At 45.7% G+C, this 26,969-nt stretch carries 26 protein-coding genes; 14 read left to right on the forward strand and 12 right to left on the reverse strand.

What is annotated here, in order from left to right:
* Positions 1-98 precede the first annotated feature (98 nt).
* A complete protein-coding gene (locus tag Q3W13_RS21395; protein WP_302867412.1) occupies positions 99-2,498 on the reverse strand; it encodes a M1 family metallopeptidase in 2,400 nt (799 codons plus the stop codon).
* A gap of 119 nt (positions 2,499-2,617) precedes the next feature.
* The gene (locus Q3W13_RS21400) at positions 2,618-3,196 is read right to left on the reverse strand and encodes a HupE/UreJ family protein (RefSeq protein ID WP_302867413.1); all 579 of its coding nucleotides are present in this window, start codon (positions 3,194-3,196) and stop codon (positions 2,618-2,620) included.
* A gap of 1 nt (position 3,197) precedes the next feature.
* On the opposite strand from Q3W13_RS21400, the gene Q3W13_RS21405 reads away from it, so the two are divergent.
* Positions 3,198-3,788 carry a DUF6702 family protein gene (locus Q3W13_RS21405; protein WP_302867414.1) on the forward strand — a complete coding sequence of 197 codons (591 nt, stop codon included), beginning with the start codon at positions 3,198-3,200 and terminating at the stop codon, positions 3,786-3,788.
* A gap of 142 nt (positions 3,789-3,930) precedes the next feature.
* On the forward strand, positions 3,931-5,031 hold the full coding sequence (locus tag Q3W13_RS21410) for a kelch repeat-containing protein (RefSeq protein WP_302867415.1): 1,101 nt from the start codon (positions 3,931-3,933) through the stop codon (positions 5,029-5,031).
* 82 nt (positions 5,032-5,113) lie between these two features.
* On the opposite strand, the gene Q3W13_RS21415 is transcribed toward Q3W13_RS21410, so the two are convergent.
* Together Q3W13_RS21415 and Q3W13_RS21420 are read right to left on the reverse strand one after the other, a co-directional pair.
* Positions 5,114-5,974: a CPBP family intramembrane glutamic endopeptidase gene (locus tag Q3W13_RS21415; RefSeq protein ID WP_302867416.1), complete on the reverse strand. Its 861-nt coding sequence runs from the start codon at positions 5,972-5,974 to the stop codon at positions 5,114-5,116.
* A gap of 80 nt (positions 5,975-6,054) precedes the next feature.
* Complete coding sequence (locus Q3W13_RS21420) at positions 6,055-7,134, reverse strand: serine hydrolase (RefSeq protein WP_302867419.1); 1,080 nt, start codon at positions 7,132-7,134, stop codon at positions 6,055-6,057.
* 95 nt (positions 7,135-7,229) lie between these two features.
* Between Q3W13_RS21420 and Q3W13_RS21425 the strand changes: the two genes are divergently transcribed.
* The 5 genes from Q3W13_RS21425 (at position 7,230) to rmuC (ending at position 12,366) form a co-directional block, all read left to right on the forward strand.
* Entirely contained in the window at positions 7,230-8,366 is a 1,137-nt protein-coding gene (locus Q3W13_RS21425; protein WP_302867420.1) for an acyltransferase, read from the forward strand.
* A gap of 67 nt (positions 8,367-8,433) precedes the next feature.
* On the forward strand, positions 8,434-9,981 hold the full coding sequence (locus Q3W13_RS21430) for an NAD(P)/FAD-dependent oxidoreductase (RefSeq protein ID WP_302867421.1): 1,548 nt from the start codon (positions 8,434-8,436) through the stop codon (positions 9,979-9,981).
* Position 9,982: 1 nt separating this feature from the next.
* Entirely contained in the window at positions 9,983-10,468 is a 486-nt protein-coding gene (locus Q3W13_RS21435) for a DinB family protein (RefSeq protein WP_302867423.1), read from the forward strand.
* A 97-nt stretch (positions 10,469-10,565) separates the two neighbouring features.
* On the forward strand, positions 10,566-10,928 hold the full coding sequence (locus tag Q3W13_RS21440; RefSeq protein ID WP_302867426.1) for a CoA-binding protein: 363 nt from the start codon (positions 10,566-10,568) through the stop codon (positions 10,926-10,928).
* Positions 10,929-10,998: 70 nt separating this feature from the next.
* On the forward strand, positions 10,999-12,366 hold the full coding sequence (gene rmuC / locus Q3W13_RS21445) for a DNA recombination protein RmuC (RefSeq protein ID WP_302867428.1): 1,368 nt from the start codon (positions 10,999-11,001) through the stop codon (positions 12,364-12,366).
* A gap of 15 nt (positions 12,367-12,381) precedes the next feature.
* On the opposite strand, the gene Q3W13_RS21450 is transcribed toward rmuC, so the two are convergent.
* From Q3W13_RS21450 to Q3W13_RS21460, 3 genes are all read right to left on the reverse strand, one after another.
* Entirely contained in the window at positions 12,382-12,726 is a 345-nt protein-coding gene (locus Q3W13_RS21450) for a hypothetical protein (RefSeq protein ID WP_302867429.1), read from the reverse strand.
* Between the two features lie 283 nt (positions 12,727-13,009).
* Positions 13,010-13,486 (reverse strand): hypothetical protein, encoded by a 477-nt coding sequence (locus tag Q3W13_RS21455; protein WP_302867431.1) that lies wholly within the window; start codon positions 13,484-13,486, stop codon positions 13,010-13,012.
* 269 nt (positions 13,487-13,755) lie between these two features.
* On the reverse strand, positions 13,756-14,304 hold the full coding sequence (locus Q3W13_RS21460; RefSeq protein WP_302867434.1) for a transposase: 549 nt from the start codon (positions 14,302-14,304) through the stop codon (positions 13,756-13,758).
* A gap of 463 nt (positions 14,305-14,767) precedes the next feature.
* Between Q3W13_RS21460 and ileS the strand changes: the two genes are divergently transcribed.
* The 4 genes from ileS to Q3W13_RS21480 all read left to right on the forward strand — a co-directional run bounded on the left by ileS (position 14,768) and on the right by Q3W13_RS21480 (position 20,140).
* The gene (ileS, locus tag Q3W13_RS21465; RefSeq protein WP_302867472.1) at positions 14,768-18,373 is read left to right on the forward strand and encodes an isoleucine--tRNA ligase; all 3,606 of its coding nucleotides are present in this window, start codon (positions 14,768-14,770) and stop codon (positions 18,371-18,373) included.
* Positions 18,374-18,757, forward strand: a complete 384-nt coding sequence (locus tag Q3W13_RS21470; RefSeq protein WP_302867436.1) for a TraR/DksA C4-type zinc finger protein — start codon at positions 18,374-18,376, stop codon at positions 18,755-18,757.
* Complete coding sequence (locus Q3W13_RS21475) at positions 18,758-19,363, forward strand: lipoprotein signal peptidase (RefSeq protein ID WP_302867437.1); 606 nt, start codon at positions 18,758-18,760, stop codon at positions 19,361-19,363.
* 150 nt (positions 19,364-19,513) lie between these two features.
* Positions 19,514-20,140: a LysE family transporter gene (locus Q3W13_RS21480; protein WP_302867439.1), complete on the forward strand. Its 627-nt coding sequence runs from the start codon at positions 19,514-19,516 to the stop codon at positions 20,138-20,140.
* A gap of 34 nt (positions 20,141-20,174) precedes the next feature.
* On the opposite strand, the gene Q3W13_RS21485 is transcribed toward Q3W13_RS21480, so the two are convergent.
* The 5 genes from Q3W13_RS21485 to mqnB all read right to left on the reverse strand — a co-directional run bounded on the left by Q3W13_RS21485 (position 20,175) and on the right by mqnB (position 24,775).
* Positions 20,175-21,215 carry a DUF2157 domain-containing protein gene (locus Q3W13_RS21485; RefSeq protein ID WP_302867440.1) on the reverse strand — a complete coding sequence of 347 codons (1,041 nt, stop codon included), beginning with the start codon at positions 21,213-21,215 and terminating at the stop codon, positions 20,175-20,177.
* Positions 21,216-21,337: 122 nt separating this feature from the next.
* Positions 21,338-22,270 (reverse strand): bifunctional riboflavin kinase/FAD synthetase, encoded by a 933-nt coding sequence (locus tag Q3W13_RS21490; protein ID WP_302867442.1) that lies wholly within the window; start codon positions 22,268-22,270, stop codon positions 21,338-21,340.
* A 102-nt stretch (positions 22,271-22,372) separates the two neighbouring features.
* Entirely contained in the window at positions 22,373-23,080 is a 708-nt protein-coding gene (gene truB / locus Q3W13_RS21495) for a tRNA pseudouridine(55) synthase TruB (protein WP_302867443.1), read from the reverse strand.
* Positions 23,081-23,083: 3 nt separating this feature from the next.
* Positions 23,084-23,938 (reverse strand): menaquinone biosynthesis family protein, encoded by an 855-nt coding sequence (locus tag Q3W13_RS21500; protein WP_302867444.1) that lies wholly within the window; start codon positions 23,936-23,938, stop codon positions 23,084-23,086.
* Between the two features lie 138 nt (positions 23,939-24,076).
* Entirely contained in the window at positions 24,077-24,775 is a 699-nt protein-coding gene (gene mqnB / locus Q3W13_RS21505; RefSeq protein WP_302867446.1) for a futalosine hydrolase, read from the reverse strand.
* 79 nt (positions 24,776-24,854) lie between these two features.
* Between mqnB and Q3W13_RS21510 the strand changes: the two genes are divergently transcribed.
* The 3 genes from Q3W13_RS21510 (at position 24,855) to fabD (ending at position 26,945) form a co-directional block, all read left to right on the forward strand.
* Entirely contained in the window at positions 24,855-25,271 is a 417-nt protein-coding gene (locus Q3W13_RS21510) for a 6-carboxytetrahydropterin synthase (protein WP_302867473.1), read from the forward strand.
* Positions 25,272-25,277: 6 nt separating this feature from the next.
* Positions 25,278-25,916 (forward strand): GTP cyclohydrolase I FolE, encoded by a 639-nt coding sequence (folE, locus tag Q3W13_RS21515; protein WP_302867448.1) that lies wholly within the window; start codon positions 25,278-25,280, stop codon positions 25,914-25,916.
* Positions 25,917-26,060: 144 nt separating this feature from the next.
* Positions 26,061-26,945 carry an ACP S-malonyltransferase gene (gene fabD / locus Q3W13_RS21520; protein WP_302867450.1) on the forward strand — a complete coding sequence of 295 codons (885 nt, stop codon included), beginning with the start codon at positions 26,061-26,063 and terminating at the stop codon, positions 26,943-26,945.
* Positions 26,946-26,969: the final 24 nt, after the last annotated feature.

The following is a 26,969-nucleotide window of genomic DNA, read 5'->3' on the forward strand; positions in this document are numbered from 1 at the left end:
ATAGCCGGATATCAATGCCGGTGGTTAATAAAAAGCCCGTTAATCACCTGGAATGATTAACGGGCTTTGTAATTATAGCCGGGCTATAATTTATATTGTTATTTACTGCCAGATACCTGCATCGGGTTTACGCCAACCGATTGCCCGCGGGCGGCAGCAGCGTTAACTTTTTGCTTAAATATCTGGAATTTGGAAGGCGATGGCAATTTGCCCCAATAGTTATTGCTTTCATCAATATCAGCAGTTTCGCGCATCGGGTCGAGCTTGATAGAGGCCACTTCTTTATCCTGTACATAGAATTTTGAACAGTTTTTCTCATTCAGTCTCCAGATCTGCGCAGGGATACGATCGACTGACTTGGTGCCGTCAGCATAGGTAAATTCGACAATAATCGGCATAACCAAGCCACCCTTGTTACTGAAGTTAAGCTGGTAGAAATACTTACCTGCATATTTGGCTTTATCCTCATCGGTAATGGCTTCGTCCTCGGCGCTGCGTTGAGGCGGCGTCAATTCCTTGGTCATGTTATTGAACTTGGTAGTATCAACAGCGGCCAGTCCGCGATCGTATTTATAGTAAAAGTCGCGGACAGAAGTATCCTTATCTACATAAAATTTAATGTTTTTGTCTTCGCGGTTACGGATCTTAGAGATATCCTCGAAGGCATTAACTGCCGGCGCATCAACCTTGCGGGCTCCGCCCCTGCGGTTAAACTGGGGGGCCTTGCCGGTTAAATCAGCTTTGGCAACCTTAACTGAATCCAGCGAAATATCGCATGGCTCGGTATTATAGAACCAGCCTCTCCAGAACCAATCCAGGTTTTCGCCACTGGCATCGCTCATGGTGCGGAAGAAGTCTGCCGGTGTTGGGTGCTTAAATTCCCAGCGTCTTGCGTATTCTTTAAACGCATAATCAAACAGCTTGCGGCCCATAATGGTCTCGCGCAAAATGTTCAGTGCGGTAGCAGGCTTGGTGTAAGCATTAGGCCCAAAGCGAACAATGTTTTCCGAGTTGCTCATTACCGGCTCCAGTTCATTTTTAGGCAGCTTCATGTAGTCAACAATGGTGTAAGCCGCACCTTTCTTGCTTGGATATTTGTTATCCCAAAGTTCTTCGGTCAGGTACTCCACAAATGAGTTCAAACCTTCATCCATCCATGTCCACTGGCGCTCATCGCTGTTTACTATCATCGGGAAAAAGTTATGGCCAACTTCGTGAATAACCACACCTATCATACCATTTTTGGTGCTCTCGCTGTATGTTCCATCTTTTTCGGTGCGGCCATAGTTAAAGCAGATCATGGGGTATTCCATGCCGTTTGCTGCTTCAACACTTTGCGCTACGGGGTAAGGGAACGGAAAAGTGAAGCTTGAGTAAGTTTTTACAGTATGTGCAACCAGTTTTGTAGATAGCTTACGGTACAAGTTGTAAGCCTCTTTACCATAATAACTCATACACATTACTGTTTTGCCTTCAACCTTCTGGCCCATGCCATCCCATATAAATTTACGTGATGATCCCCAGGCAAAGTCGCGCACGTTGTTGGCCTGGAAAATCCAGGTCTTCTTTGCGCTGCTTGGAGATTTTTCTTTCTTTTTAGCCTCGTCAAGGGTCACAATCTCAACAGGTTCAGATGCACTCCTTGCTTTGGTGTAGCGGGCCATTTCGGTTGGCGATAGTACGGATGCATAGTTGATACATTCGCCTGTTGCGCCAATAATATGGTCAGCCGGAACCGTCATGGCCACCTTGAAGTTACCGAACGTAAGAGCAAATTCACCCCTGCCTGTAAACTGGTGGTTCTGCCATCCCTGGAAGTCGCTGTACACGCAAAGGCGCGGGTACCATTGGGTCATGGTGAAGAGATAATTCCCGTCTTCAGGAAAATATTCATAACCACCACGGCCGCCAAGGCTCATCCTGTCGGATATTTTATAGGACCATTTAACGGTGAATACCATCTTAGCGCCGGGCTTCAAAGGAGTAGCCAGGTCAATACGCATCATGGTTTTGTTAATGGTATATGGCAATTTCTTACCAAGTGCATCGGTAATGCTGGCTATTTTATCGCCGTAACCGTTGTCAGCGTCCGATTTTTCAATCCTGTCTAACTGTAAGGTACCTGCGCCGCGCGGCATAACCGTGCTTTGCTGGTAATTAGCGTTATCCTTATTGTTGTGCTGGTTCTCATCCAGTTGCATCCAGATGTAATCCAGCGGGTCGGGCGAGTTGTTGTAATAGGTAATGGTTTCGGATCCGGTAAGTTTCAGGTTCTTTTCATCCAGGTCGCATTTGATGTCGTAATCCGCGCGCTGCTGCCAGTACTTATTTCCCGGCGCACCGCTGGCTGTGCGTTGTTCATTGGGCGTGCTGAGTATGGTGCCCAATTGCTCAAACTTATTGCCGTGGTTGCTGGTGGGATTATTCTGAATATCCTGCGCACCCGCAAAACCGGCAATTGCAAAGCTGAAAAAGAGTGAGGTAAAAACTTTTTTCATCGTTTGTAAATTATTATTTATAAGATCAGTTACTTTTTGTTAAGTCCGGAAAGCCGGAAAAGTCCGTAAAATGTATTTGGCGCCTTTTCAATTCAAATTCCTAAATCGCAAACCGGAAATCAAAAAGGCAATCTTTCCAAAGCCATTTTTAACGATAGCGCAAACACACCTGCCGAAAGAAAAAACACCCAATCGCGGCGCTTTACTTTGACAATATTCAGGAATAATATTCCCACTATCAATATAATTGCCACCACTAAAATTTGTCCTGCTTCCAGCCCGATATTAAAACCAAACAGGCCCCAGCCTATGGTTTGGTCTTTGGCCAGCATAATACGGATCGCATTAGCGAAACCCATGCCGTGTATCAAGCCAAAACACAGTGCAAGATAATAATTTATCCGTGCGCTTGTATCTCTTCTGTCTATCTGAAAAATATTCTTCAGTGCGGTTATAAATATAGTGCAGGGTATCAGAAATTCAACCCATTTGCTGGAAAACCTGATCACATCGTACACGCTTAAAGCCAGTGTTAATGAATGCCCTATGGTAAAAGCTGTTACCAATATCAGCACCCGCTTAATATCCCGTATAGAATACACGCAGGCCAGGGCCAGTATAAACAGCTGGTGGTCAAGCGCATCGGTGCTGATGATATGGCGCCAGCCCATCACAAAATAAAAACTAAAGTCGGACATTGTGAAACTAACCCTTGAAAGCTTTAAATTTAAGCCGTTTTTTTTACTATTAAAATCAGGGTACGCTATGTGGGCTTTTATTTACCAACCGTTACTATATTGTTACATTGCCTTGGGCATGATGGCGCCGGCGAAACATACTTCTTTCGCTTTTCATCCCATTCATGTAAGTACGACTAACGTTGAATACAACAAGCAGGACAACAAGTTGGAGGTTATCTGCACCATTTTTACCGACGACTTTGAAGTTGCCCTTGCCAAACAATTTCGTACTAAAACCGACCTTACCCGCGCCGACATGCATAAAGCCATGGATGAGCTGGTAAAAAAATACATTAGCGCCAATCTGCAAATTAAAACCGACGGCGCACCAGCAAATCTGAGCTACCTGGGCTTTGAGATAAATAAGGAAGCAACCGACGTCTATCTCGAATCGGCCAAAATACCTGCTGTTAAAAAAGTGGGGGTGAATGTGAGCCTGCTGCATAACCAGTTTGACGACCAGATAAATATCGTGCACATTATTGTTGGCGGCGTAAGAAAAAGCGAAAAACTTGATTACCCCGATAAAAAAGTGGAACAGGTATTTTGATTTTCATTTCTACGCGCTGAAATATTTTCCTGCGGCTGTAACCAATCCCGTTTTTTGCCCGTAATTGACAATACACGCACACCCTAACCATTATATTGATTGTGCGATTTGATTATTTTTGATTTTAAGCTTCAGTCATTCTATGAGAAAAATAAATCTACTGCTTTCGGCTGCAATTGTATTGGCTGCGGCCGGTTCATGTTCAAAAAAAAGCAATCCTGCGCCACCCACTGACCCCGGAGCGGGGTTTACTAAAATAAGCTATCTGGGCAGTATTGATATGACAGTAGCACGAAGCGGTCTGGCGGCTGCAGGGCTTGCAGGCAGTGTGTTTTTTGCAGGCGGCACTACAGATAATGGCGCAACGCTTTCAAAAACTGTAGACGTATATGATGCCCTGCAAAACGTATGGTACACCGGCAGCTTGAGCGAAGCCCGGTATATGCTGGCTGGGGCGGCAGCTGGTGGAAAGATAATATTTGGGGGTGGTAAGAACGCCACATCTTTTTCAAATGTTGCCGATATTTACGACCTTACTAAAAACATCTGGATAACCGCACAATTGAGTGAAGCCAGGGCCGGCCTTGCTGCGGCAGCTTTAGGTAATACTATTATTTTTGCAGGGGGCAGGGGCGCATCGGGCGTTTCAAAAACAGTTGACATTTATAACACCAACACCAATACCTGGACAACCGCTCAACTTAGCGTAGCGCGCACAGGGCTGGTAGCTGCGGCAGCAGGCACAAAAATTGTTTTCGCTGGCGGCGATGACAATGCCGGCATACCCTTAAACACCGTTGATATTTATGATATAAATACGCATGCCTGGTCTACAGCAACGCTTAGCAGCGCAAAAGATCATTTTGCCGGAGCAGGTGCGGGTGATAAAATTGTATTTGCAGGCGGACAAACTACTGCTGCCGGACTGGTAAAAACAGCCGACATTTATGATGTATCAACCAATACATGGTCGACCAGTGAAATTTCGCAGGCAAGGGAAGATCTGGCAGCCGCAGGGAGCCCCAATAAAATTGTTTTTGCGGGCGGTTATATCGGTACCGGTTCATCAACGGCCGCCGATGTTTACGATATCAAAAGCGGAACATGGTCTGTGCTTACGATAGGTACAGCCCGTAATTTGCTGGCCGGAGCAAGTACCGATTTTACCATTATGTTCGGCGGCGGAGTAGCGCAAAACGGGGTTTCTAAATCTGCCGATGTGTTCCGTTTAAGTAATGATTGATGCCACAATGCCGAAAGATAGCCGATTGGGGTTTATATTTTTTTAGCCGTATCGTAATATGAGCGGCTGATCTTTGTTCAAGTTATTTTTTTAGCTCTCCCCGTCTTGTCCAAAAATAAATTGCGGTAATTACTGCTACCACAGCCAGCACAGCGCCGAATTCATCTATATAGTACTTCGTTTTTTCATTGCTGAGGGTAAGCGGGGTAAAAATACTTTGAATAAACAAATTGTGACTGGCATGAAGGATGGCGGCCGTCCATAAACTTCCGGACTTTAACCGAAACCATGTAAAAATAAAGCTGATACTGATTACCATTACCGCGAACCAGCTTAGGCCATACCATGCCGGTGTTCCGCTGTTATAATCGGCAAAAACTAAAATTGGCACATGCCATAGCGCCCAGATTGCGCCCACTATCAGCGAAGTGGTAGTATAGCCGGTTATCTTGTACATTTCGGGCACCAAAAATCCCCGCCAGCCGATTTCCTCGCCAAGGCCGGTCGCCAGGCTGCCGGCCATGCCGATTGTGCCCGTAAAAATAAAGTATAAAAAAATAACGACGCCGTCCGGTAAACCGCTCCATCCAAACGATGACGATACCTGCTTTACGAAAGCTGTGTTATAAAAACTGCCCCATCCGGCAACCCAAAGAATAATGTAGGCTATTAATGAATAAAGAAGAGGAACCAGGTAAGCCCAAAGCATATATTTCGGCTTATTCCAGCTCCAGCCTAAATCAGAAATTTTCCGGTTCAATATACGGCACGTGGCGAACGCAGAAAGTGCCGGCGCCCACATTATCCCGGTAACGTACAAGCCGAAGCCGCTGCCCAGCTTGCCGGTATGGATAACCAGGAAATAATATATACTGCTGATAGCAAAGGTAATAAGCAGAAAAATTGCGATGGCTTTACGGCTTTGGCTGGGGGTTGTATCCATAACGAGGGGGTGGTTTGACTTGATTGTCAGGTAAATATAGCAAACTTGTATCGCAAAGCATATATTTAATCATCCTGTAATTACTCCCCAACCGCCTCATTCACCAGGGTCATCAGGTCCATATATCTTTCATTACGGCCGGTATTTTTAATGTAGAAGGTCATTAAAAATCCGCAATATTTTTTCTCATTATTTACCCAGGGGAAACTGCCGAAAAGCCCTGGACTGCTCACCCCATTGCTGCCCATCGTCCATTCTCCAAAACCATAGCCCAGGCCTTTGGCTTCGGCTGGAGAATAGGCAATTTTTACATCAGATGTTACTCGATTTACTTGCATCTGGGCAACACTGCTTTCACTCAGTATCCGCTTACCATTATAAACGCCCTTGTTCATTATCATCACCAAAAAATTCAGGTAATCTTCGGGCGTACTGTATGCACCCCCGGCGGGCAGGGCAACCTTGCCTTTGCCAAAATCTGTGTTTCTCATACCAACGGGTTGGGCTATCCGTTCGGCAAACAGGGTTTCAAAACTTTTGCCGCTGATCTTTTCCACTATCGCCCCGGCGATCTGTAAACCTACGTTGCTGTAATGGAAAACCTTACCGGGTTGTCCTTCCATCGGCATTTTGGCTATCTCGGCAATTGCGTCGTCCATACTGTTGGCATTGCGCATTTCCTCCAGATTTTCCTTTAATTCAGGTGCTTTAATGCCGGTAAGGTGCGAAAGGCACTGGCTGATGGTTATTTTACCCTTGCCGTTTGCCGACAAAACCGGCAGGTATTTCCCTACTGTATCAGTTAGCTTTAATTTGCCATCATCAATAAAAGTCATCACCAGGGCCGCGCTCAGCCATTTGCTGCAACTGGCGATGCGCAGGCGGGTGGTGAGTGTATAATCGCTCATATCGGCCGTATTGCCTTGCCGGCGGGCAACATACCTCACCGCCATTTTTTGGCGCAGGTTCATTTCACTTTCGGAGTGGTTATAAATGATCTTGCCATCCTTATAAAGCACTAAAATGCTGCGGCCGCCCATTTCGCGGGTGTTACCGGCCATCCAGTTGTCCAGTTTTTTAAAGTTATTTTGTGCAGATGCATTCTTTAAAAGTGACAGCGCCACTAATATCGAAAGGAAAAATTTGTATTTGTTTATCATAAGGTTAATGTACTAAATATCTAAATAACAGGCATGAACAAGTTGATATTTGCATTCGTTTGACCAGATGACGGGTAAATAGTTTAAATTCGGTTATGCAAAAAGCCGTGGCTCCGTCCAAAACCAAAATCGCTTATATCGACCGCCTGAAAGTCCTCATGACCATACTGGTTATCCTTCATCATACATTTATTACTTATGGCGCGCCAGGTGGCTGGTATTTTTACCAAAAAACAACTAATGAGATAGCTAAAATACCGATGACGCTGTTTGTCGCGGTGAATCAATCATTTTTTATGGGATTTTTCTTTTTTCTGTCGGCGTATTTTATGCCGTCGTCTTTAAAGAAAAAAGGTCCTGAAAAGTTTATTGCCGACCGTATCATACGGTTAGGAATACCATTAGTTTTTTATTCATTTGTGCTTGGTCCGCTCATGAATTACATGATATATTACTGGGGCTATGGCAAGCATATTACCCTTTTGCAATACATCAGCGGGTATGATAACTGGATAGACTTCGGCGTACTGTGGTTTGTAGCGGCGCTGCTTTTATTTACGTTGATTTATGTTGGCTGGAATACACTCACTCCCCCAAATGATGACCGGCCGCAAAAAATCAAGTTTAGGCATATCGTGCTTTTTGCAGCTGGAATCGGCATAGTTTCTTTTCTGGTGAGATTAATTTTCCCGTTGGGCTGGGTGCTGAAGCCGGTTGGCTTTCAGCTGGCATACTTCCCGCAATATATCGCTTTATTTGCTGCAGGCATTTTGGCGTCAAAACGTAAATGGCCCGACAGTATTGCAGATAAACAAGGCCGAAGTGGTTTAACCCTGGCTTTGCTGATGGTCTTTGTTGTATTCCCTATACTATTTATCGGTGTTAAAGTTTTAAAATTCCCGTTCGATTGGTTTAACGGCGGCTGGCACTGGCCGGCGTTTGTGCTTGCACTTTGGGAACAGCTGACAGGCTTTGGTATAATCGTCGCCCTTACAGCCAAGGGCAAACGATCGTGGAATAACAGTTCGCCGTTTTGGGACAGCTTATCGCGCCGGGCGTTTGCGGTATATATTTTTCATCCGCTGCTGGTTATTTCGCTTACGCTGGTATTTTTTAAATGGAGTATCGAACCTGCACTGAAGTTATTGGTAGTTGCCCCGCTTGCTGTTGCCGGCAGTTTCCTGCTGGCATCGGTGCTGGTGTTAATTCCGGGCGTAAAGAGGATTGTTTGAATGCCACAAAGCACGTCAGACATTTTCCCTAACTTTGCATCATCCGGGATAAAAACCCGGCAACAGCATGGTAAAGGAAACTGAAATAGTTTGTCCGCCAGGACAGCATGAAGATGACGCTGCATTAAAAAGAATTGCAGCAGCAACGCTGAGGACATCTCCTCAAAAAATATCCGGTATAAAAATACTGAAGCGATCTATTGATGCCCGGGGGCGTAAGGTGGTCTACCGTATGCAGGTACAGGTATTCATCGATGAGACCTGCGCCCCGGAAATATTTACTGTAAAGTATCCGGATGTAAAATCCGCTAAGCCAGTTGTCATTATCGGCGCAGGGCCCGCCGGGCTGTTTGCAGCTTTGCAGTGCATTGAGTTGGGTTTAAAGCCTATAATTGTAGAGCGCGGCAAAGACGTAAAGCAGCGCCGCCGCGATTTAGCCAATATCAACAAACAGGGCGTAGTAAACCCCGAATCGAACTATTGCTTTGGCGAGGGCGGGGCAGGCACTTATTCGGATGGCAAGCTGTACACCCGCTCAACCAAGCGTGGCGATGTAAATGCGGTATTGAAAACATTTGTCGCCCATGGTGCGCCCCGGGATATTTTAATTGACGCCCGCCCGCATATAGGCACCAATAAACTGCCGCAGATAATCACCGCAATAAAAGAAAGCATTTTAAATGCCGGAGGTGAAGTGCATTTTGATGCTAAAGTGACCAGCCTGCTGGTTGAGCCTGGAAAGGTGAAAGGGGTGGAGCTTATTGGCGGCGATAAAATAGCAGCCAATGCGGTGATACTGGCAACCGGTCATTCCGCCCGCGATATTTTTGAGATGCTGCACCGGCAAAACATATTAATTGAGGCCAAACCATTTGCCCTCGGGGTGCGCATTGAACACCCGCAGGAAATCATCGACCAGGCGCAGTACCATTGTGAACACCGCGGGCCGTATCTGCCGCCATCCTATTACAGTTTGGTGGAGCAAGTGGATAACCGGGGGGTATTTTCCTTCTGTATGTGTCCCGGAGGTATAATAGCACCCTGTGCAACGGAAGAAAATGAAATAGTGGTGAACGGCTGGAGTCCCTCCAAACGGAATAATCCCTTTGCAAATTCGGGCACAGTGGTGCAGGTAAATTTAGAAGACGTTAAAGGAGATGAAAAAGACCCGCTGCGCATGCTGCGCTTTCAGCAGCAGGTTGAAAAAGCGGCGTTTATTGCGGGTGGCGGCAAATTGGTAGCCCCCGGCCAGCGAATGGTTGATTTTGCGGAGAACCGGTTGTCGACAGATTTACCTGTAAACTCGTACCTGCCCGGCACTAAATCTATTGAGCTGAAAGAAGTGCTGCCTCGCTGGATAAATGAGCGGCTACGTAAAGCACTTCCTGTTTTCGGAAAAAAGATGAAGGGATATTATACCAACGAGGCTATTTTAGTAGGCGTTGAATCGCGTACCTCGTCACCCGTAAAGGTGCCAAGGGATAAGGAAACCCTGCAGCATCCGCAGGTAGCCGGTTTATTTCCATGCGGCGAAGGCGCAGGTTATGCAGGTGGCATAATTTCTGCGGCTATTGATGGTATTAACTGCGCCGTTGCGGCATCAAAAATCATTTAGTATGAGCATCTCTGAAACTCTAAGTAACGAGCTGGAACAAGCACTATCAGGCGATGCCTGGTATGGCGATCCGGTGTACAAAATATTGGGAAAGGTAAACTTCGAAACCGCCTACGAAAAACCTGCCGGCTCGGTGCACACCATTGCCGGCATTTTGCTGCACATGCTGGCATGGACAGAAGAAGTAATGGACAGGCTGAATGGTATGACAGCCGGCCTGCCCTCCAGCGGCGACTGGCCCGACCCAGGTGCGCCCGACGAACAAAAATGGCAGCAGTTTGTTAATGATTTTAAGCTCGTGAATGTAAACCTTGTGCATCTTATCCGGACTTTCCCCGAAGAACAATGGAGCGAGCCGATACTCGACGAGCGTAATCGCGAACAAGGCACAGGTGTAAGTCACGAAGCTTTGGTACGCGGATTGATTCAGCACCATATATACCATTCGGGGCAAATCGCCCTGCTGGTAAGGATAATTAATGGCTAACAAATTGAATAGTCTGCCTAACGTAAAACAATCAATACATAATCATTAACTGTAAGGGAAGTCGTTATTAAATCAAAAGCTAAATCGGTGAAATCCCATGAATAAAAAAACGCTTATACTGGGCGCTACGCCAAATGAAGGCCGGTATGCCAACCTCGCGGCCAATAGATTGGTACGTGCCGGGCACACTATTGTAAATGTGGGGTTAAAAGACGGTGAAGTCGCCGGTGTGCCGATAGAAAAGCCCGAAACCATTCACGACGACATTGATACCATAACCCTTTACGTAGGCCCGTCTCATCAGTCCGGACTGTATGATTATATCCTGGCCACCAATCCCAACCGTATCATCTTTAACCCGGGTACCGAAAATTCAGAACTACGCCGGTTGGCTAATGAGCGGGGCATTAAAACCGATTATGCCTGTACACTTGTGTTATTGTCAATCGGCCAATATTGAGCAGGGGGGAAATCCCAAAATAAATTAATCCTAAAAATCTTAGTTATTTTTTGCTAAAATTGTTATTATTATGGATATGTACATATTAGCAGCTGCAATATTGGTATTGGTTGTTGCCGTAATTTTATTCCTGAAAAAGCCGGTTTCGCCAAACGGCATTGCTTTGGACGACTTCAATCGCCTGAAGAACGAAAACCAATCGTTACAAATAGAACTCGCCAAAGCCGGACAATACGCTGCCGGACTTATCGCTGAAAAAGAAAGCATTACAATACTGTTGCAGGCCGAAAAGGCCCGCCTGCTGGATGAGTTGGCTTATGAGCGCTCACAACTGGCAACCGCTAATCAAACACTTGAAAATGCACGCGCCTATTATAAATCGCAGCAGGAGAAAATACAGGAGCAAAAAATTGAAGTGGAGCAGATCCGTAAGGACTTCCAACTCGAGTTCCAAAACATTGCAGGCAAGCTGCTCGACGAAAAATCGCAGAAGTTTGTAGAGACCAACCGCACCAGCCTCGACATTTTACTGAACCCGCTAAAAGAAAACATCAGGGCCTTTGAAGAAAAGGTTGAGAAGGTTTACAACATGGAGGCCGCCGAGCGCAATACGCTGAAAGGCGTTATCACACAACTGATGGATCTAAACAAGCTCATCAGCAGCGAGGCGCAGAACCTTACCCGCGCCCTGAAAGGCGATAATAAAAAGCAGGGCAACTGGGGCGAGGTAATCCTGGAAAAGGTGCTGGAACGTTCGGGCCTGGTGAAAGACCGCGAATACCGCCTGCAGGCCAGTATAACCGGTCCGGACGGCATACGTATGCAACCCGATGCCGTTATCGATTTACCGGACGACAAACACTTGATCGTTGACTCCAAAGTTTCGCTCGTAGCCTACGACCGACTGGTAAATTGCGAAACTGACGAGGAGCGCAAGTTATTCTCCAAAGCGCATGTGGAATCGATACGCGGACATGTAAACGGCCTTTCGGCAAAAAATTACCACGATCTATACCAGATCAACTCGCCTGATTTTGTATTGCTATTTATTCCTATTGAATCGTCATTCAGCATTGCGGTACAGATCGATGCCGAATTGTTTAACGATGCCTGGGATAAGCGGGTGGTGATAGTAAGTCCTTCAACTTTGCTGGCAACGCTGCGTACCATCGCCAGTATGTGGAAACAGGAGCGCCAGAACCGCAATGTGCTGGAAATTGCCCGCCTGAGCGGGGCGATGTACGATAAGTTTGTAGGCTTTGTAGGTGATATGGAAGGCATCGGCAAAAACCTGCGCCAAAGCCAAACCGCTTATGACAGTGCTCTGAATAAGCTAAGCGATGGCTCCGGCAACCTCATTAAAACCGCCGAAAAAATTAAAGGACTGGGTGCCAGGGCTAATAAACAGCTGGAGCAAAAGTATTTAGGGGAAGATTAAACCCCAGCATACGGTTTAATATTTTTTAACAGGCCCCTCCAGGATATCAACGACAAGCGGGTGGACGCTATAGTCAAACCATTCGTTAAATAATTTCCAGTCGCGCTTTGTGGGCCAGTCTTCTTCGACTGTACTTTGCCCGTTCAGCTCGTTTTCGAAGATTTTTTTGTAATTCTTTTTGAGCCATGTCTCCACGGCTTTATTGTCATCCATCATTTTTACCAGATAAATTATCCCAAGGCTTTCTGTTTGCGGAAAATCAGGAGTTAATGCATTGGTCCAGTCAAGAAATGGCTGTTTCGGCTTTATGGCGACAGCGCTGCGGTCTACTTCATCGTAAAAGACGGGAATGGGTTCCATAGAGAGCTTTTTTTGACAAAGGTAGGAATTGTTGTAATGGCTTCATTTTTCGGTGCTGACCTTTCATATATGAAATGAGATAAACCCACCGCCGCTGGCGCACGCGTGTCGCGTGTGGCTATGCCAACATATATAATTGGTCGCACGCAAGACTGTCTGACTAAAGCACACGCGGCACGCGTGCGCCAGCGTCCGGGGCACGCGTGTGGCGTGTGGCTATGCCAACATATATAATCGGTCACACGCAATACTGTCTGACTAAGTGACACAACAACTACAGTTTTTAAAATATTTGATCTAATATTAAACCGGACGTAGAATAAAGCGATTCATCTTTCTCTTGTAATTCATATCCTTCAGCAACGCATTCAAAGGTTTTTTCGTGAAAAGTTATGATATAATGTTTGTACGTCTCATACTTCTCGTTATTAAAATACGGATGGACAGCTTCAATATGCTTTAGTTCATCAATCAGGTCAGAATTTAATAATTCATAAACAGCATAAGAGGCTAAGCCAAGTCCGTAATAACGATGCCCCGATATAGTTTCGTCGCTTGGTAAACCAAAGCTAAATTGTAAACAATTATTAAATTTCACTACGAGGATTTTATTTTTTTTTTGCACGTTTTCCTCTGTTACGCATGATCGAGATGTCATTTTATTATACGTAACATACAGATTATTGTCATTGGCAATAATGGTAGGAGACGGTGCACCGGTATCCATCTGTGGCACATTTGCGAGTTCAATTAACTTCATTGTCGACTTATAAAAATTCAAATTCTTTTAAATGTGATTTATTTGTTTGTAACTATAACGCCTGTTACCTTTGAAAATATTCTATCAAAACCGCTTTCCCCGCCGCCCCCGCCTCCCCGCCTCCCCGCCGCCCGCCGCCCGCCGCCGCCTCCCCGCCGCCGCTGGCGCACGCGTGCCGCGTGTGCCTATGCCAACATATATATATCGGTTATATGCAAGACTGTCTGACTAAGGCACACGCGACACGTTTGCGCCAGCACGAATAAAAATTATAAAAGGCAAATATCAACTAAGCCCTTTACACCTGTGTAGTAATCAACAGCGCTGGAATAACGCCAATACCAGGGTTCTGCAACAAAACCTGCTACAACGGGATTATAATGTAAATAATCTGCCTTTTGCTCAATTACATTAGCACTCCAAATTTGTATCGGTTTATTATTGTGTTGCCAAAACTGGTGGTTACTTACATTACTGCTTTTTGCTGCCGCTCTTTTAAACATCCACAAGAGCCATTCACGCCGCGACTCCTGCATATTAGCGGTGATTGCCTTTATCAGTGCTTTGGACGTATGTTCTTTAAAACGCCCTAATATTATTTCCGGGTTATTATCGCGGGCACTATAAATCAAATGCAAGTGGCTGGGCATTATGCACCAGCAATAAAGTTCCATACCCAGGTTCTTAACGCAGTAGTTCAAGCTGTCAGTGATTATTTCGCAGTAATCCGGCCTTACAAATACATCTATCCAATTTACTGTAGCGAAGCTTACGAAGTACAGCCCGTCCTTTTCTAAAAACTTATATTTTCTGCTCACGGCAATTCTTAAAAACATAAAGCTATACAGATTTATGAAAAATACGATCAAGTTTAATGCTGGTTGCCGCTAACGCGCTGGCGCACGCATGCGGCGTGTGCTCATCCCGCTAACCCCGTTTCTACCAAACTTACAACCTGTCAATCAACTAAAGCACACGCGGCACGCGTGCGCCAGCAATGAAAAATACAATCAAGTTTAATGCTGGTTGCCGATAACGCGCTGGCGCACACAAGCGGCGCGTGCTCATCCCGCTAACCCCGTTTCTACCAAACTCACAACCTGTCAATCAACTAAAGCACACATGCGGCGTGTGCTCATCCCGCTAACCTAACTAAGGCACACGCGACACGCGTGCGCCAGCGTAAGGGCTACCCAACCCACAATTATCCCTCAAGCCCTCCCTATTTAAATTAAAATTCCCTAAATTTGCAGCCTCTAAAATTTGAGGTGGAATTTACTGATGTACAAGGAATATAAAGCTTTAAACTTATCGCAAACAGGCAAGGATGTACTGGAGTTTTGGCAGCAGAACAACATCTTTGAAAAGAGCATCAGCAGTCGCCCGGCCGGTAATCCGTACACGTTTTACGAGGGGCCGCCGTCTGCCAATGGCATGCCCGGCATTCACCACGTAATGGCGCGCGCCATAAAAGATATTTTTTGTCGCTACAAAACTTTGAAGGGCTACCAGGTAAAGCGCAAGGGCGGCTGGGACACGCACGGCCTGCCTATCGAGCTGGCGGTTGAAAAGGCTTTAGGCATCACCAAGGACGACATCGGCAAAAAGATCTCGGTAAAAGATTACAACGACGCCTGCCGCAAGGAGGTAATGCGCTACACCGACATCTGGAACGACCTCACCGAAAAGATGGGTTACTGGGTTGATTTGGAGAACCCTTATGTTACCTATAAAAATGAATACATCGAGTCGCTTTGGTGGATACTGAAGCAGTTTCATGATAAAGGGCTTTTGTATAAAGGCTACACCGTACAGCCATATTCGCCCAAATCGGGCACCGGATTAAGCTCGCACGAGCTGAACCAGCCGGGCACCTACAAGATGGTGAAGGACACCAGCATCACCGCGCAGTTTAAGGTGAAAAGGGATAAGGATTCGGAGTTTTTATTTGAAAACATCACCGGCGACCTTTTCATTTTAGCCTGGACGACCACCCCGTGGACGCTTCCTGCAAACTGCGCCCTGGCCGTTGGCGAGAAGATTGACTACGTAAAAATAACCACCTTTAACCCATACACCTATTTGCCGATAACAGTAATACTGGCTAAGGATCTGGTGGGAAAGCACTTTAAAGCCGAAGGCGAAAACGCATCGTTTGCCGATTATAAAGGCGGCGACAAGGTTATCCCGTGGGAAGTTAAAGGCGCCTACAAAGGTTCGGATCTGGTTGGCTTGCATTACTACCAGCTGCTGCCCTACGTCATCAACGAAGACCTGGAGAAAAACGCCTTCCGCGTTATCCCTGCCGACTTCGTAACCACCGAAGACGGCACCGGCATCGTTCACACTGCCTCTGTTTTTGGTGCGGACGACTTCAGGGCCTGTAAAGAAAACAACGTACCGTCGGTAATGGTGAAGGACGAGTTTGGCAAAGATGTGCCGCTGGTAAACAAGCAGGGCAAATTTGTGGACGAGGTTACCGATTTTGCCGGCCGTTACGTTAAGGAAGAATATTATACCAAAGAAGAACGCGAAGCCGAAGGTTTTAAGCCGACCGATGTTTTGATATCTATCAAGCTGAAGACCGAGAACAAGGCTTTCGACGTAAAGAAATACGAGCACAGCTACCCGCACTCCTGGCGCAGCGACGAGCCGATATTATACTATCCGCTCGACAGCTGGTTTATCCGTACCACCGCCGTTAAGGATAAAATGGTGGAGCTGAACAAAACCATCAACTGGAAACCGGAATCAACCGGTGCTGGACGTTTCGGCAACTGGCTGGAAAACCTGGTGGACTGGAATTTGTCGCGCTCGCGTTATTGGGGCACACCGCTTCCAATATGGAGGAGCGATGCTAAATACATCCCACAACCGGAAATTTGTATTGGCAGTATCGAGCAAATAAAGAAGGACGGAATATATTTTTACTTTGAAAAAGCCAAAGAATATTTTCTTCAGCACACGGAAGCCGAAATAATGGAGTTTCTGTCAATTCCGAATGACGAAGACGGTGAAGAAGATTATGCCGCTATTCAGCAGCTTCGGATTGACATTCAGAAAGGCGTTGTGGAGTTAAGGAATCTCATTGATTTCTGCCCTAACAGGGACATACTTGTTCAAAAATTCTCATCGTCGGTTGAAGATTTTTTTGTAAATGAAAACATTCCTATGGATCTCCATAGGCCATATGTAGACAACATTATTTTTTCAAGATTTTATAATGGTCAGGCTTACTACTATTATAGAGAATCTGACCTGATCGACGTTTGGTTTGACAGCGGCGCCATGCCTTATGCTCAATGGCATTTCCCGTTCGAAAATAAAGAAGAATTTAAAAACGCCTACCCGGCTGATTTCATTGCCGAAGGTGTAGACCAAACCCGCGGCTGGTTCTTTACCCTGCATGCCATAGCGGTAATGCTGAGCGAAACCAGCGACGAGATAAAAGCCATTAATACCGAAGTGGGTAACAAGGGTGTGGCGTTTAAAAACGTGATATCGAACGGTTTGGTGCTGGATAAGAACGGCAACAAAATGTCGAAGCGTTTAGGCAACGGCGTTGACCCGTTTGAAACCATAGAGAAATTTGGCGCCGATGCGCCCCGCTGGTACATGATCAGCAATGCAGCCCCCTGGGATAACCTGAAGTTTAACCCGGAAGGTATCGACGAGGTGAGGCGCAAATTCTTCGGAACGCTGTATAATACCTACTCGTTCTTTGTAATGTATGCCAACATCGATAAGTTTAACTACAGCGAAGCCGAGATAGCGATAAGTGACAGGCCGGAGATAGACCAATGGATCATAAGCCTGTTGAATACCCTGAGTAAGGAAGTTGACGGCTTTTATGCCGATTTTGAGCCTACCAAAGCTGCACGCGCGATACAGGATTTTGTAGATGCGCACCTCAGCAACTGGTATGTGCGCCTGAGCCGCCGCCGTTTCTGGAAATCGGACAACTCGGACGATAAGCTATCGGCCTACCAAACATTATACACCTGCCTGGTTACCATCGCAAAATTAATGTCGCCAATTGCGCCATTCTTTGCTGACAGGTTGTACAACGATTTAAACAGCGTTACTCAAAAAGAAGATTTTGAGTCGGTGCACCTGGCTTACTTCCCTGAATATCATGAAGATTTGGTAAACGGGGCGCTGGAAGAGCGTATGCAGATGGCGCAGGATATATCGTCGCTGGTGCTGTCGCTCCGTAAAAAAGTGAGCATCAACGTTCGTCAGCCGCTGAGCAAAATATTGCTGCCGATACTGGATAAAAACTTTAAGAAGCAGGTGGAGCAGGTGAAGGATTTGATACTTTCTGAAACCAACATCAAAGCTATCGAGTACATTACCGATACTGCCGGTTTCATTAAAAAGAAGATCAAACCAAACTTCAAGGCCCTCGGCGCCAAGGTAGGCAAGGACATGAAAGTAGTGGCCGAAGCTATTACCGCCATGAGCCAAGAAGATATCTCGATGCTGGAGGACAAAGGCGACTTTTTGTTACCGACACAGCATTTGATCAACCTTACCGATGTGGAGATTATCGCGGAGGATGTACCGGGCTGGCAGGTTGCAAATTTAGGCAAACTAACCGTGGCTTTGGATGTTACCATAACCGACGAACTTAAACAGGAGGGAATCTCGCGCGAGCTGATCAACCGCATACAGAACCTGCGCAAGAGTAAAGAATTTGAAGTTACCGATAAGATAAACGTAAGGCTCAGCAACCATCCATTTATCAGCGGAGCCGTAAATAATAATTTATCCTATATTTGCGCCGAAATTTTGGCGGATAGCATTGTGCTTGATAATGAGCTTAATGAGGGTGACTTAGTCGAGATAGACGGGAATGAAATTTTGATTGTTATTAGTAAAATTTAAATGAAACAAGAAACCGAAAAAACCAGGTACTCTGAATCGGACCTGCAGGAATTTAAAGGCATTATCCTGGAAAAACTGCGTAGTGCCAAAGAAGAACTGAATGCGCTTGCAACGTCGCTTAGCTCGCCTAACGCTAACGGCACTGACGATACCGCCGGTACCTATAAAACGCTGGAAGACGGCTCGGCTACTTTAGAGAAAGAGCAGATAAACCAGCTGGCTGCACGCCAGAAAAAGTTCATTGAGCAGCTGGAAGCTGCCCTGGTGCGCATTGAGAACAAAACCTACGGTGTTTGCCGCGAAACCGGTAAGCTTATACCTAAGGAACGCCTGCGTGCCGTGCCGCATACTACCCTGAGCATGGAAGCCAAACTGAAGCAGTAAATGAAGGCAGCTTATTACAAACCTTTTATTGTTGCTGCAATAATTGTGCTTGCAGACCAGTTGATAAAAACCTGGGTACGCACGCACATGGATTTTACTTCGGAAATACACTTTTTAGGCAACCATGGCATGCTGCGCTATACCGAAAATAACGGTATGGCCTTTGGCTGGGAGCTGGGCGGCAAGATCGGGAAGCTGGTTTTAACCATTTTTCGCATTGTAGCCGTTGCGGGCATAGGCTATGGCCTGGTTTACCTGATTAAACACAAATACCACCGCGGATTGATTATGTGCGTAGCGCTGATATTTGCCGGCGCGCTGGGCAATATCATCGATTCTACCTTTTATGGACTGATATACCAGAACGGCCATATTTTTGAGGGCCGTGTGGTAGATATGTTCTATTTTCCGTTGTTTAAGGGCACTTATCCGGGCTGGGTACCTTTTTGGGGCGGGCAGCCATTCGAGTTTTTTGAGCCGATATTTAACCTTGCCGATGCATCCATATCGGTGGGCGTAATTGCCATATTATTATTCCAGAAACGCTACTTTAAACGCGAAACACCTGAGGTGTCCACACCGAATAGCGAAGTGGAGGAGGTGTAAAGAAAATAATATCGAATAACGAATTTTGAATATCGAACACTGAAGTAAACTTCATTATTCGATATTGGATATTCGGTGTTCGATATTTCTTTTTAGGCCTTTATTGGATATTTAACCTCCCACTCATATAATCCTGCTATCTTTAGATAAATGCTGATTTTAACATTCTTCATCGGGTTAATAGCAAATGCCATCGGTTATATCCCGCCGGGGAACATTAATTTGACGGTGGTGCAGCTTACTATCAACCGGGGAATGAAACAGGCGCTGATGTTTATCACCGCTTTTTCGTCCGTCGAATTCTTTTTTACTTACTTTATTATGCATGCCGCCCGCTGGCTGAGCGCCGAAGTGCGGCTGGACATGGTCATCGATTGGATAATGGTGGTATTATTCGGCGTATTGGGCGTCATTACCTGGATCCGCCGCAACAGGCCGCCCCAATCCAATTATTCTGATAAAGAAAGTATACGGTATGGTATACTTCTTGGCTTTGTTAACCCCATGCAGGTTCCGTTTTGGATGATAACAGGCACTTATCTTATCACCCACCAATGGATTGAAGACGGCAGGGTAGCCCTGGTAATTTTCAGTATCGGCGCAGCTGCCGGAGCTTTTTTAGCGCTGTTTATGTATGCCCATTTTGCACGCTATATCCAGAAAAAATTTGCTTTAAGTACACGGCTGGTAAATACCGGTATTGCAGTATTGTTTTTTGGTTTTGCCGTGTATCATATTGTAAAGCAGATATATTTGATATCTGTTCATAAGGGGTAATGCGATAGGTGCAGTAGCTTTGAACTATGAGCTCTCAACCATGGGCACTTCTGAAATTCCAGATCTTCTCCGCTTTCCTTCCTATCAGCCAGAAGGAAGCACCGAGAATTGCAAAGAATAAAGCTTTGTTAGTATGTTCCCAAAAGTACTCGAAGTATTTGGTGTAGATGAATATCAGCAGGAATGTTATGCCGAACTCGCGGGCTATAACGTCTTTTGTTTTCAAACCAAGCAATAGAAAGCCACCGGCCACCACAGCAGTGATGATCCCCCAATAAAACAGGCTGATTTGTTTGATATGCCACCAGCTATCGATGTTGCCGAGGTTGCCAAAAATGCTCAGCAGCCACAGCGATACAAACAGGTACAGTAAGCCGACTATATAGGTGATCTCCCAGAACAAGGCAAACCATTTGCGGTTTTTAAGCAGGTAAATTGCCGCTAAACAGACCAACCCGAACAGCACAAAGCGCAGCGGGTAGTTCATTCCCAAAAAGTAATCGGCCCAGTGGGTTTGGTAGCCGGATTCTGTACCAAACCAGCTGCCCAGCGATACCAGTGCAAACAGCCAGATCAGCCGCGACTCCATTCGATAAGCCAGCACGCCATATACAAATACCGACAATAAAAATAACAGCGAATAGTGCCCTGAACCGTTATCAAAGGTTTTGCCCAGGTAGGCTATGCAGCACGCTGTTGACAATACGCCGCTGAAAATTATAGCTTCGTTGCTGAAAACTTTTTCAGGATATTTTTTCTCCCAGCGCCTGCCGAAATAAAACAGTGCAACTGCAAGGATGCCTGCTAATATGGCGATAACGACATCTGGAGTATAATATAAGCGTTTAAGCCAGCGGATAACAGAATCGTCGATAATAAGGGAGCCAACTGCAATAAATCCGCACACGAGTGCTATCCAGAATGAATATTTAGCCAGCCGCATCCAGTCAAAGCCCTTTACCTCGTATGAGGAGCGCAATTTTTCAGCGGTATCTGCGTCCACCAGGTTGTTATCCTGCCAGTGCTTAATAGCGCGGTTTAAAAATTCGCTTTCCTGTTTATCCAGATTGAGCATCAGTAGTCCATAGTCTATGGTTCATAGACCATAGTTTAACAATTTGTTAAATATAGAAAATGTTAGTTAAAAAAATATATTATTGATGTTTAGCTATGGCCTATCGGCTATGGGCCATGGACTTATATACCTCCCAGCAGCGCTTCCACATCCAGCTTATCCTTGCGTATTTGCTCCTTAAGGGCATCAAGCGAGTCGAACTTCATATCGTCGCGCACAAAGTTGTAAAACTCCATGCGGATTTCCTGGTTATAGATCTCACGGTCGAAATTAAAAATATTCACCTCGATATTACGCCGCACGCCGTTAATGGTTGGCCGTGTGCCGATGTAGGCCATGCCCCCATAACTCTCGCCATCTATTTTAACCTTTACGGCAAAAATGCCATCAACAGGGATAAGCTTATACTTTTCGCTGATAACGATATTGGCCGTAGGGTAGCCTATGGTACGGCCGATCTGGTCTCCGCGCACTACCCGGCCCGTAATAAAAAACGGATAGCTTAAAAAGGTATTAGCAAGTTCAATAGCACCATTCAGCAGCGCCTCACGAATGCGGGTTGAGCTAACGGCAACTTCATAAATATCTTGTTCGGGTATCTCTATCACATCAAAGCCAAACGCAGGGCCAAGTCGCTGCAAATCGCTCAGGCCGCCCTGGCGGTCTTTACCAAAGCGATGGTCATAGCCGATCACTATTTTTTTGGTGCCGATCTTATTCACCAGCACATCGCGGATATATTCCTCGGCACTCTGGTTGGAAAAGTCGCGCGAGAAAGGCGTAATGATCAAATGGTCAATGCCCAGTTCTTCCAGCATTTCCGCCTTTTCGCCAATGGTATTGATCATCTTAATGCTCTCATCTTCCGGGTGCAGTATCATTCGCGGGTGCGGAAAAAAGGTAAGCAATACCGTTTCGCCGTTAGTTTCGGCTGCAAGCTGTTTTAAATCAGCAATGATTTTACGGTGGCCGGTATGTACGCCGTCGAAAGTGCCAATGGTAACAACGGCATTATCTAACCGGGTAAATTCATCAATATGATGGTAGATGCGCATAGGCAGCAAATATAACGTCTGAACCCGAATTTTTGGAATTGAAGAACTTATCGGATTTCAATTTTAAAATTCCAGGCATTCGTAAAATCAATAAATTCGGATTCAGGCAGTTTCTTTCAAACTTCTTATTGTATTCACCAGCTCCATTACTTCCCAGGCATCATCAACTTTGTAATCTCCGCTGCGTGTTCTTCTTAATCTGGAAAGGTATGCGCCATTATTAAGCGCTTTGCCAAAATCATGTACCAGCGAACGGATATAAGTTCCTTTGCTGCATACCACCCTGAAATTGATTTCGGGCAGGGCAACATGGGTTATCTCAAATTCGGTGATGGTAACGGTACGCAGCTTAAGCTCTACGTCTTCGCCGCGGCGTGCTTTTTCATATAAACGCTCGCCATCAACTTTAATGGCAGAATGCGCAGGGGGGTATTGGCCAATTTCGCCAATAAATTGTGCGCAGTTTGTCTTTATCTGTTCTTCTGTGATCTGACTGATATCAAATTGCCGGTCGGCTTCGGTTTCCATGTCGTATGATGGCGTAGTCGCGCCCAGGATCATCGTGCCCGTATATTCCTTTTCCTGCGCCTGGAAGGTATCGATCTGTTTAGTCATTTTGCCGGTACAAATAATGAGCAGGCCGGTAGCCAGCGGGTCAAGCGTGCCGGCATGACCTACCTTTAATTTTAGCGGCTTAAAGGCATTGCGTATTTTACCGACAACGTCAAAGCTGGTCCATTTATAGGGTTTGTTAACAAGCAGAAGCTGGCCTTCCGCAAATTCCTGTATGTTAGTATAAGTTTGTTTCATTGATTATGCCCCGGTAAGGAACAGTTCATTTTTAATAGCGGGGATGATGCCGTTTTTTAGCGCAGTATCAAAAAGCAGTTTAATGGCTTTCTTACCTTCGGCGCCCAAATCTACGGAATATTGGTTTACATACAGCCCGATATGCTTGTACATAACTTCCTCGCTCATCTCCTGTGCATGGGAGCGAATAAATTCAAGCCCGGACTTCGGATTCTCAAAGGCAAATTCAACCGAACGGCGTATTACACGGTTAATTTTATGCTGAATATCTGATGGCAGCTCCCTGTTGGCCACTATGCCGCCTAAGGGGATCGCGCAGCCGGTTTGTTTTTCCCAATAGTCGCCAAGGTCGAGGATCTTTTTGAGGCCTTTATCCTGGTAGGTGAACCTGTTTTCATGAATGATCAGGCCGATATCTATGCGGCCGTCCAAAACAGCGTCTTCTATCTCAGAAAATACCAGCTCAATCTTGTTTTCGGCATTCGGGAAAGCAGTACCTAATAAAAAGTTAGCGGTGGTGTACTTACCGGGGATACCGATTATGAGTGGTGAATGGCTGGTGCTGAGCTGTTTATAAAGTTCGCCCGGGTCGCCTTTACAAATCAACAATGGCCCTACACCGAAACCCAGAGCACTCCCCGCATCCAGCAAAACATATTTATCGGTAACATAAGCAAAGGCATGGTAGCTTAGCTTGGTAATATCCAGCTCGCCACGCATGGCTTTTTGGTTAAGGGTTTCCACATCATCATAAAATACTTCGAAGTCAAGGCCTTCGGTGTCAATTTTATGATGGATCATCGCATCAAATATAAAGGTATCATTTGGGCAGGGCGAAAAGCCGAGGGTTAGTTTCATGTTTGGTTGATTTATAAAATTTTGTCATTGCGAGCGGGGAACGAGCGTGGCAATCCTCGTCGTTATACTTTTAAACTATGCATGAGAGGTACAGGCAAAGCGACGGGATTGCTTCGTTCCCCGCAATGACAAAATGCGTTACGCATACAGCTTCAAAAATTCAATGGCAAAGGTATTCAGATTTTTAATGGCGAGTCCTATGTTCCAGTTATCGCGGTTACGTTTTTCAACATAATTTGACACGGCCCTGATTTGCAGGCATGGTACATTAATTTGTTTGCAGGCATAAAAGAAGGCGGCGCCTTCCATACTTTCTACCTGGGGGTGTAAACGTTCTGTTATTTTTTGGATAGAAGTTTCATTGCCATGCACGGTATTCACTGTAATAGCTGTAGTTTGTTTCAGATTGAAGGTATTGAAGAGGTTATACAAGTCTGCCAGTTTTGTCGAGGGATTGAACGTCGCTTCCCCAAAGCCCATCCCGGTTATCGGCAAAAAGTTGGTATCATCTTCTGCGCCAAGCTCGGCAAAGGTGTCTTCTGTTATTTCAACTATTTCGCCTAAGGCAATCTCGCGGTCAAAGCTGCCTGCGATACCGAAATTGACAACAAGATCATACTTATTTGATGAGAGATGTCTGCCGAGAGCAAAGGCCGTCGCTACCATGCCAACCCCGGTTACAAGTAGCTGGCAGTTGGCGGTTTGCAGTTTGCAGTCGAAAGGCGGCGCAGAATCATTTACATTTCCGCCTTCGCCCGGTTCCAAAACCGAAATTCCGAATTCCGAAATCAACGGAGCAACTTCCTCCTTCGTAGCTACTACCACCAATATCCGCATATTATTGCTTTTTTTTGACGGCTAAGTTAAAACTTAAGGCCTGATTTTGTTTTGTATATTTGCACCATTATTTGTTATGATGATATATATAACGCGCAAAGAACATTTTAACGCAGCGCACCGCATGTACCGCGAAGAGTGGAGTGAAGAAAAGAATGCCGAAGTGTTCGGCAAATGCGCAAATCCCAACTGGCACGGCCACAATTACAACCTGTTTGTTACGGTAAAGGGCGAGGTTACCCATGCCACCGGTTACCTGATGGACCTTAAAGAGCTGAAGGTAATTATAAACGAATACGTAATTGAAAAGCTCGACCACAAAAATATCAACAAGGATGTTCCGTTTATGGCCGGTAAAATGGCATCGACAGAACTGCTTTGCATTGAAATATTTAACCAGCTGAAAGCACCGATTGAAGCTTATGAGGGTGTTTTTTTACATTCAGTTAAGCTTTACGAAACCGAAAACAACAGTGCCGAGTATTTTGGCGACTAATTTAAAATGAGCGACCTCCACAACATTCCCGACAGAGACGAAGATATTGACGGCTATGTAAAGATAGACCGTTACAATCCCGACCTGATACAAAGCCTTTCGGGCCATTACTACGAAGTACTTAAACAAATCGGCGAAAAGCCGGAACGTGAGGGTTTATTAAAAACCCCCGAGCGTGTAGCCAAAGCCATGTTATATCTCACCCAGGGTTACGACCTTGATGCCAAAGATATATTGAATTCGGCCATGTTTAAGGAAGAATACAGCCAGATGGTAATTGTTAAGGATATAGAAGTGTATTCGATGTGCGAGCACCATATGCTGCCATTTTTTGGTAAGGCACATGTGGCTTATATACCCAACGGTTATGTGGTTGGCTTAAGCAAAATTCCCCGCATAGTAGACGTGTTTGCCAGAAGGCTGCAGGTGCAGGAACGCTTAACCAACGAGATCCGCGACTGTATACAGGACACATTAAACCCATGGGGCGTTGGCGTAGTGATTGAATGCCGCCACCTGTGCATGAGCATGCGCGGCGTGCAAAAACAAAACTCGGTTACTACCACATCGGCATTTACCGGTGAATTTTTAAAGGAAAAAACAAGAACGGAATTTTTAAACCTAATCTCAGCGAAGCTGGGATAGTGATTAGAGGTTAGTTAATTAGAGATTAGGTCTTTGTTGCATATTTACTAATCTCCAACCAACTAACCAACAATTAACTAAACACAACTAATCACCATTAATTAACACAACTGATCGCTGATTAACTAACCACTAATCTCTAATATGAAAGCATACATCTTCCCCGGGCAAGGCGCCCAGTTTGTCGGTATGGGTAAAGACCTTTACGAAAAATCGGAAAAGGCCCGTGAAATGTTTGAAAAGGCTAACGAAATACTTGGCTTCCGCATTACTGATTTGATGTTTGAAGGTACCGAAGAAGATCTTAAACAAACCAAAGTAACCCAGCCTGCTATTTTTTTACACTCTGTAATATTAGCCAGTGTTTTAGGTGACGGCTTTAAGCCCGATATGGCCGCGGGTCATTCACTGGGTGAGTTTTCAGCGTTGGTTGCTTGCGGCTCGCTATCGTTTGAAGATGGCTTGCGCCTGGTTGCAGCCCGTGCAAATGCTATGCAGAAAGCCTGCGAAATACAACCATCGACCATGGCTGCAATTTTAGGGCTGGATGATTTTACTGTGGAAGATATCTGTCAGCGTATGACCGATGTAGTTGTGCCGGCTAATTATAACTGCCCGGGCCAATTAGTTATATCCGGCACCATTGCGGGTGTTGATAAAGCCTGCGAGGAGTTGACTGCTGCGGGCGCAAAACGCGCGCTGAAGCTTAACGTGGGCGGCGCTTTTCACTCACCTTTAATGGAGGCTGCAAAAATTGAACTGGAGCATGCCATTGTGCATACCGAAATTAAAGCTCCGGTTTGCCCCATCTATCAAAACATCGACGCAAAACCGTATACCGACCCCGAAAAAATCAAACATAATTTAATAGCGCAGTTGACCGGCCCCGTGCGCTGGACGCAAACCGTTAAGCACATGATGGAAGATGGCGCAACTTCATTCACCGAGGTGGGGCCCGGCAGCGTATTACAGGGCCTGGTTAAAAAGGTTGACCGCCACATGCCGACAGAAAGCGCAGTTGTGGAATAAGCCCCGGATCCGGAGCCGAGAGAC

It is taken from the genome of Mucilaginibacter sp. L3T2-6, from assembly GCF_030519355.1.
In the GTDB taxonomy this organism is placed as follows: domain Bacteria; phylum Bacteroidota; class Bacteroidia; order Sphingobacteriales; family Sphingobacteriaceae; genus Mucilaginibacter.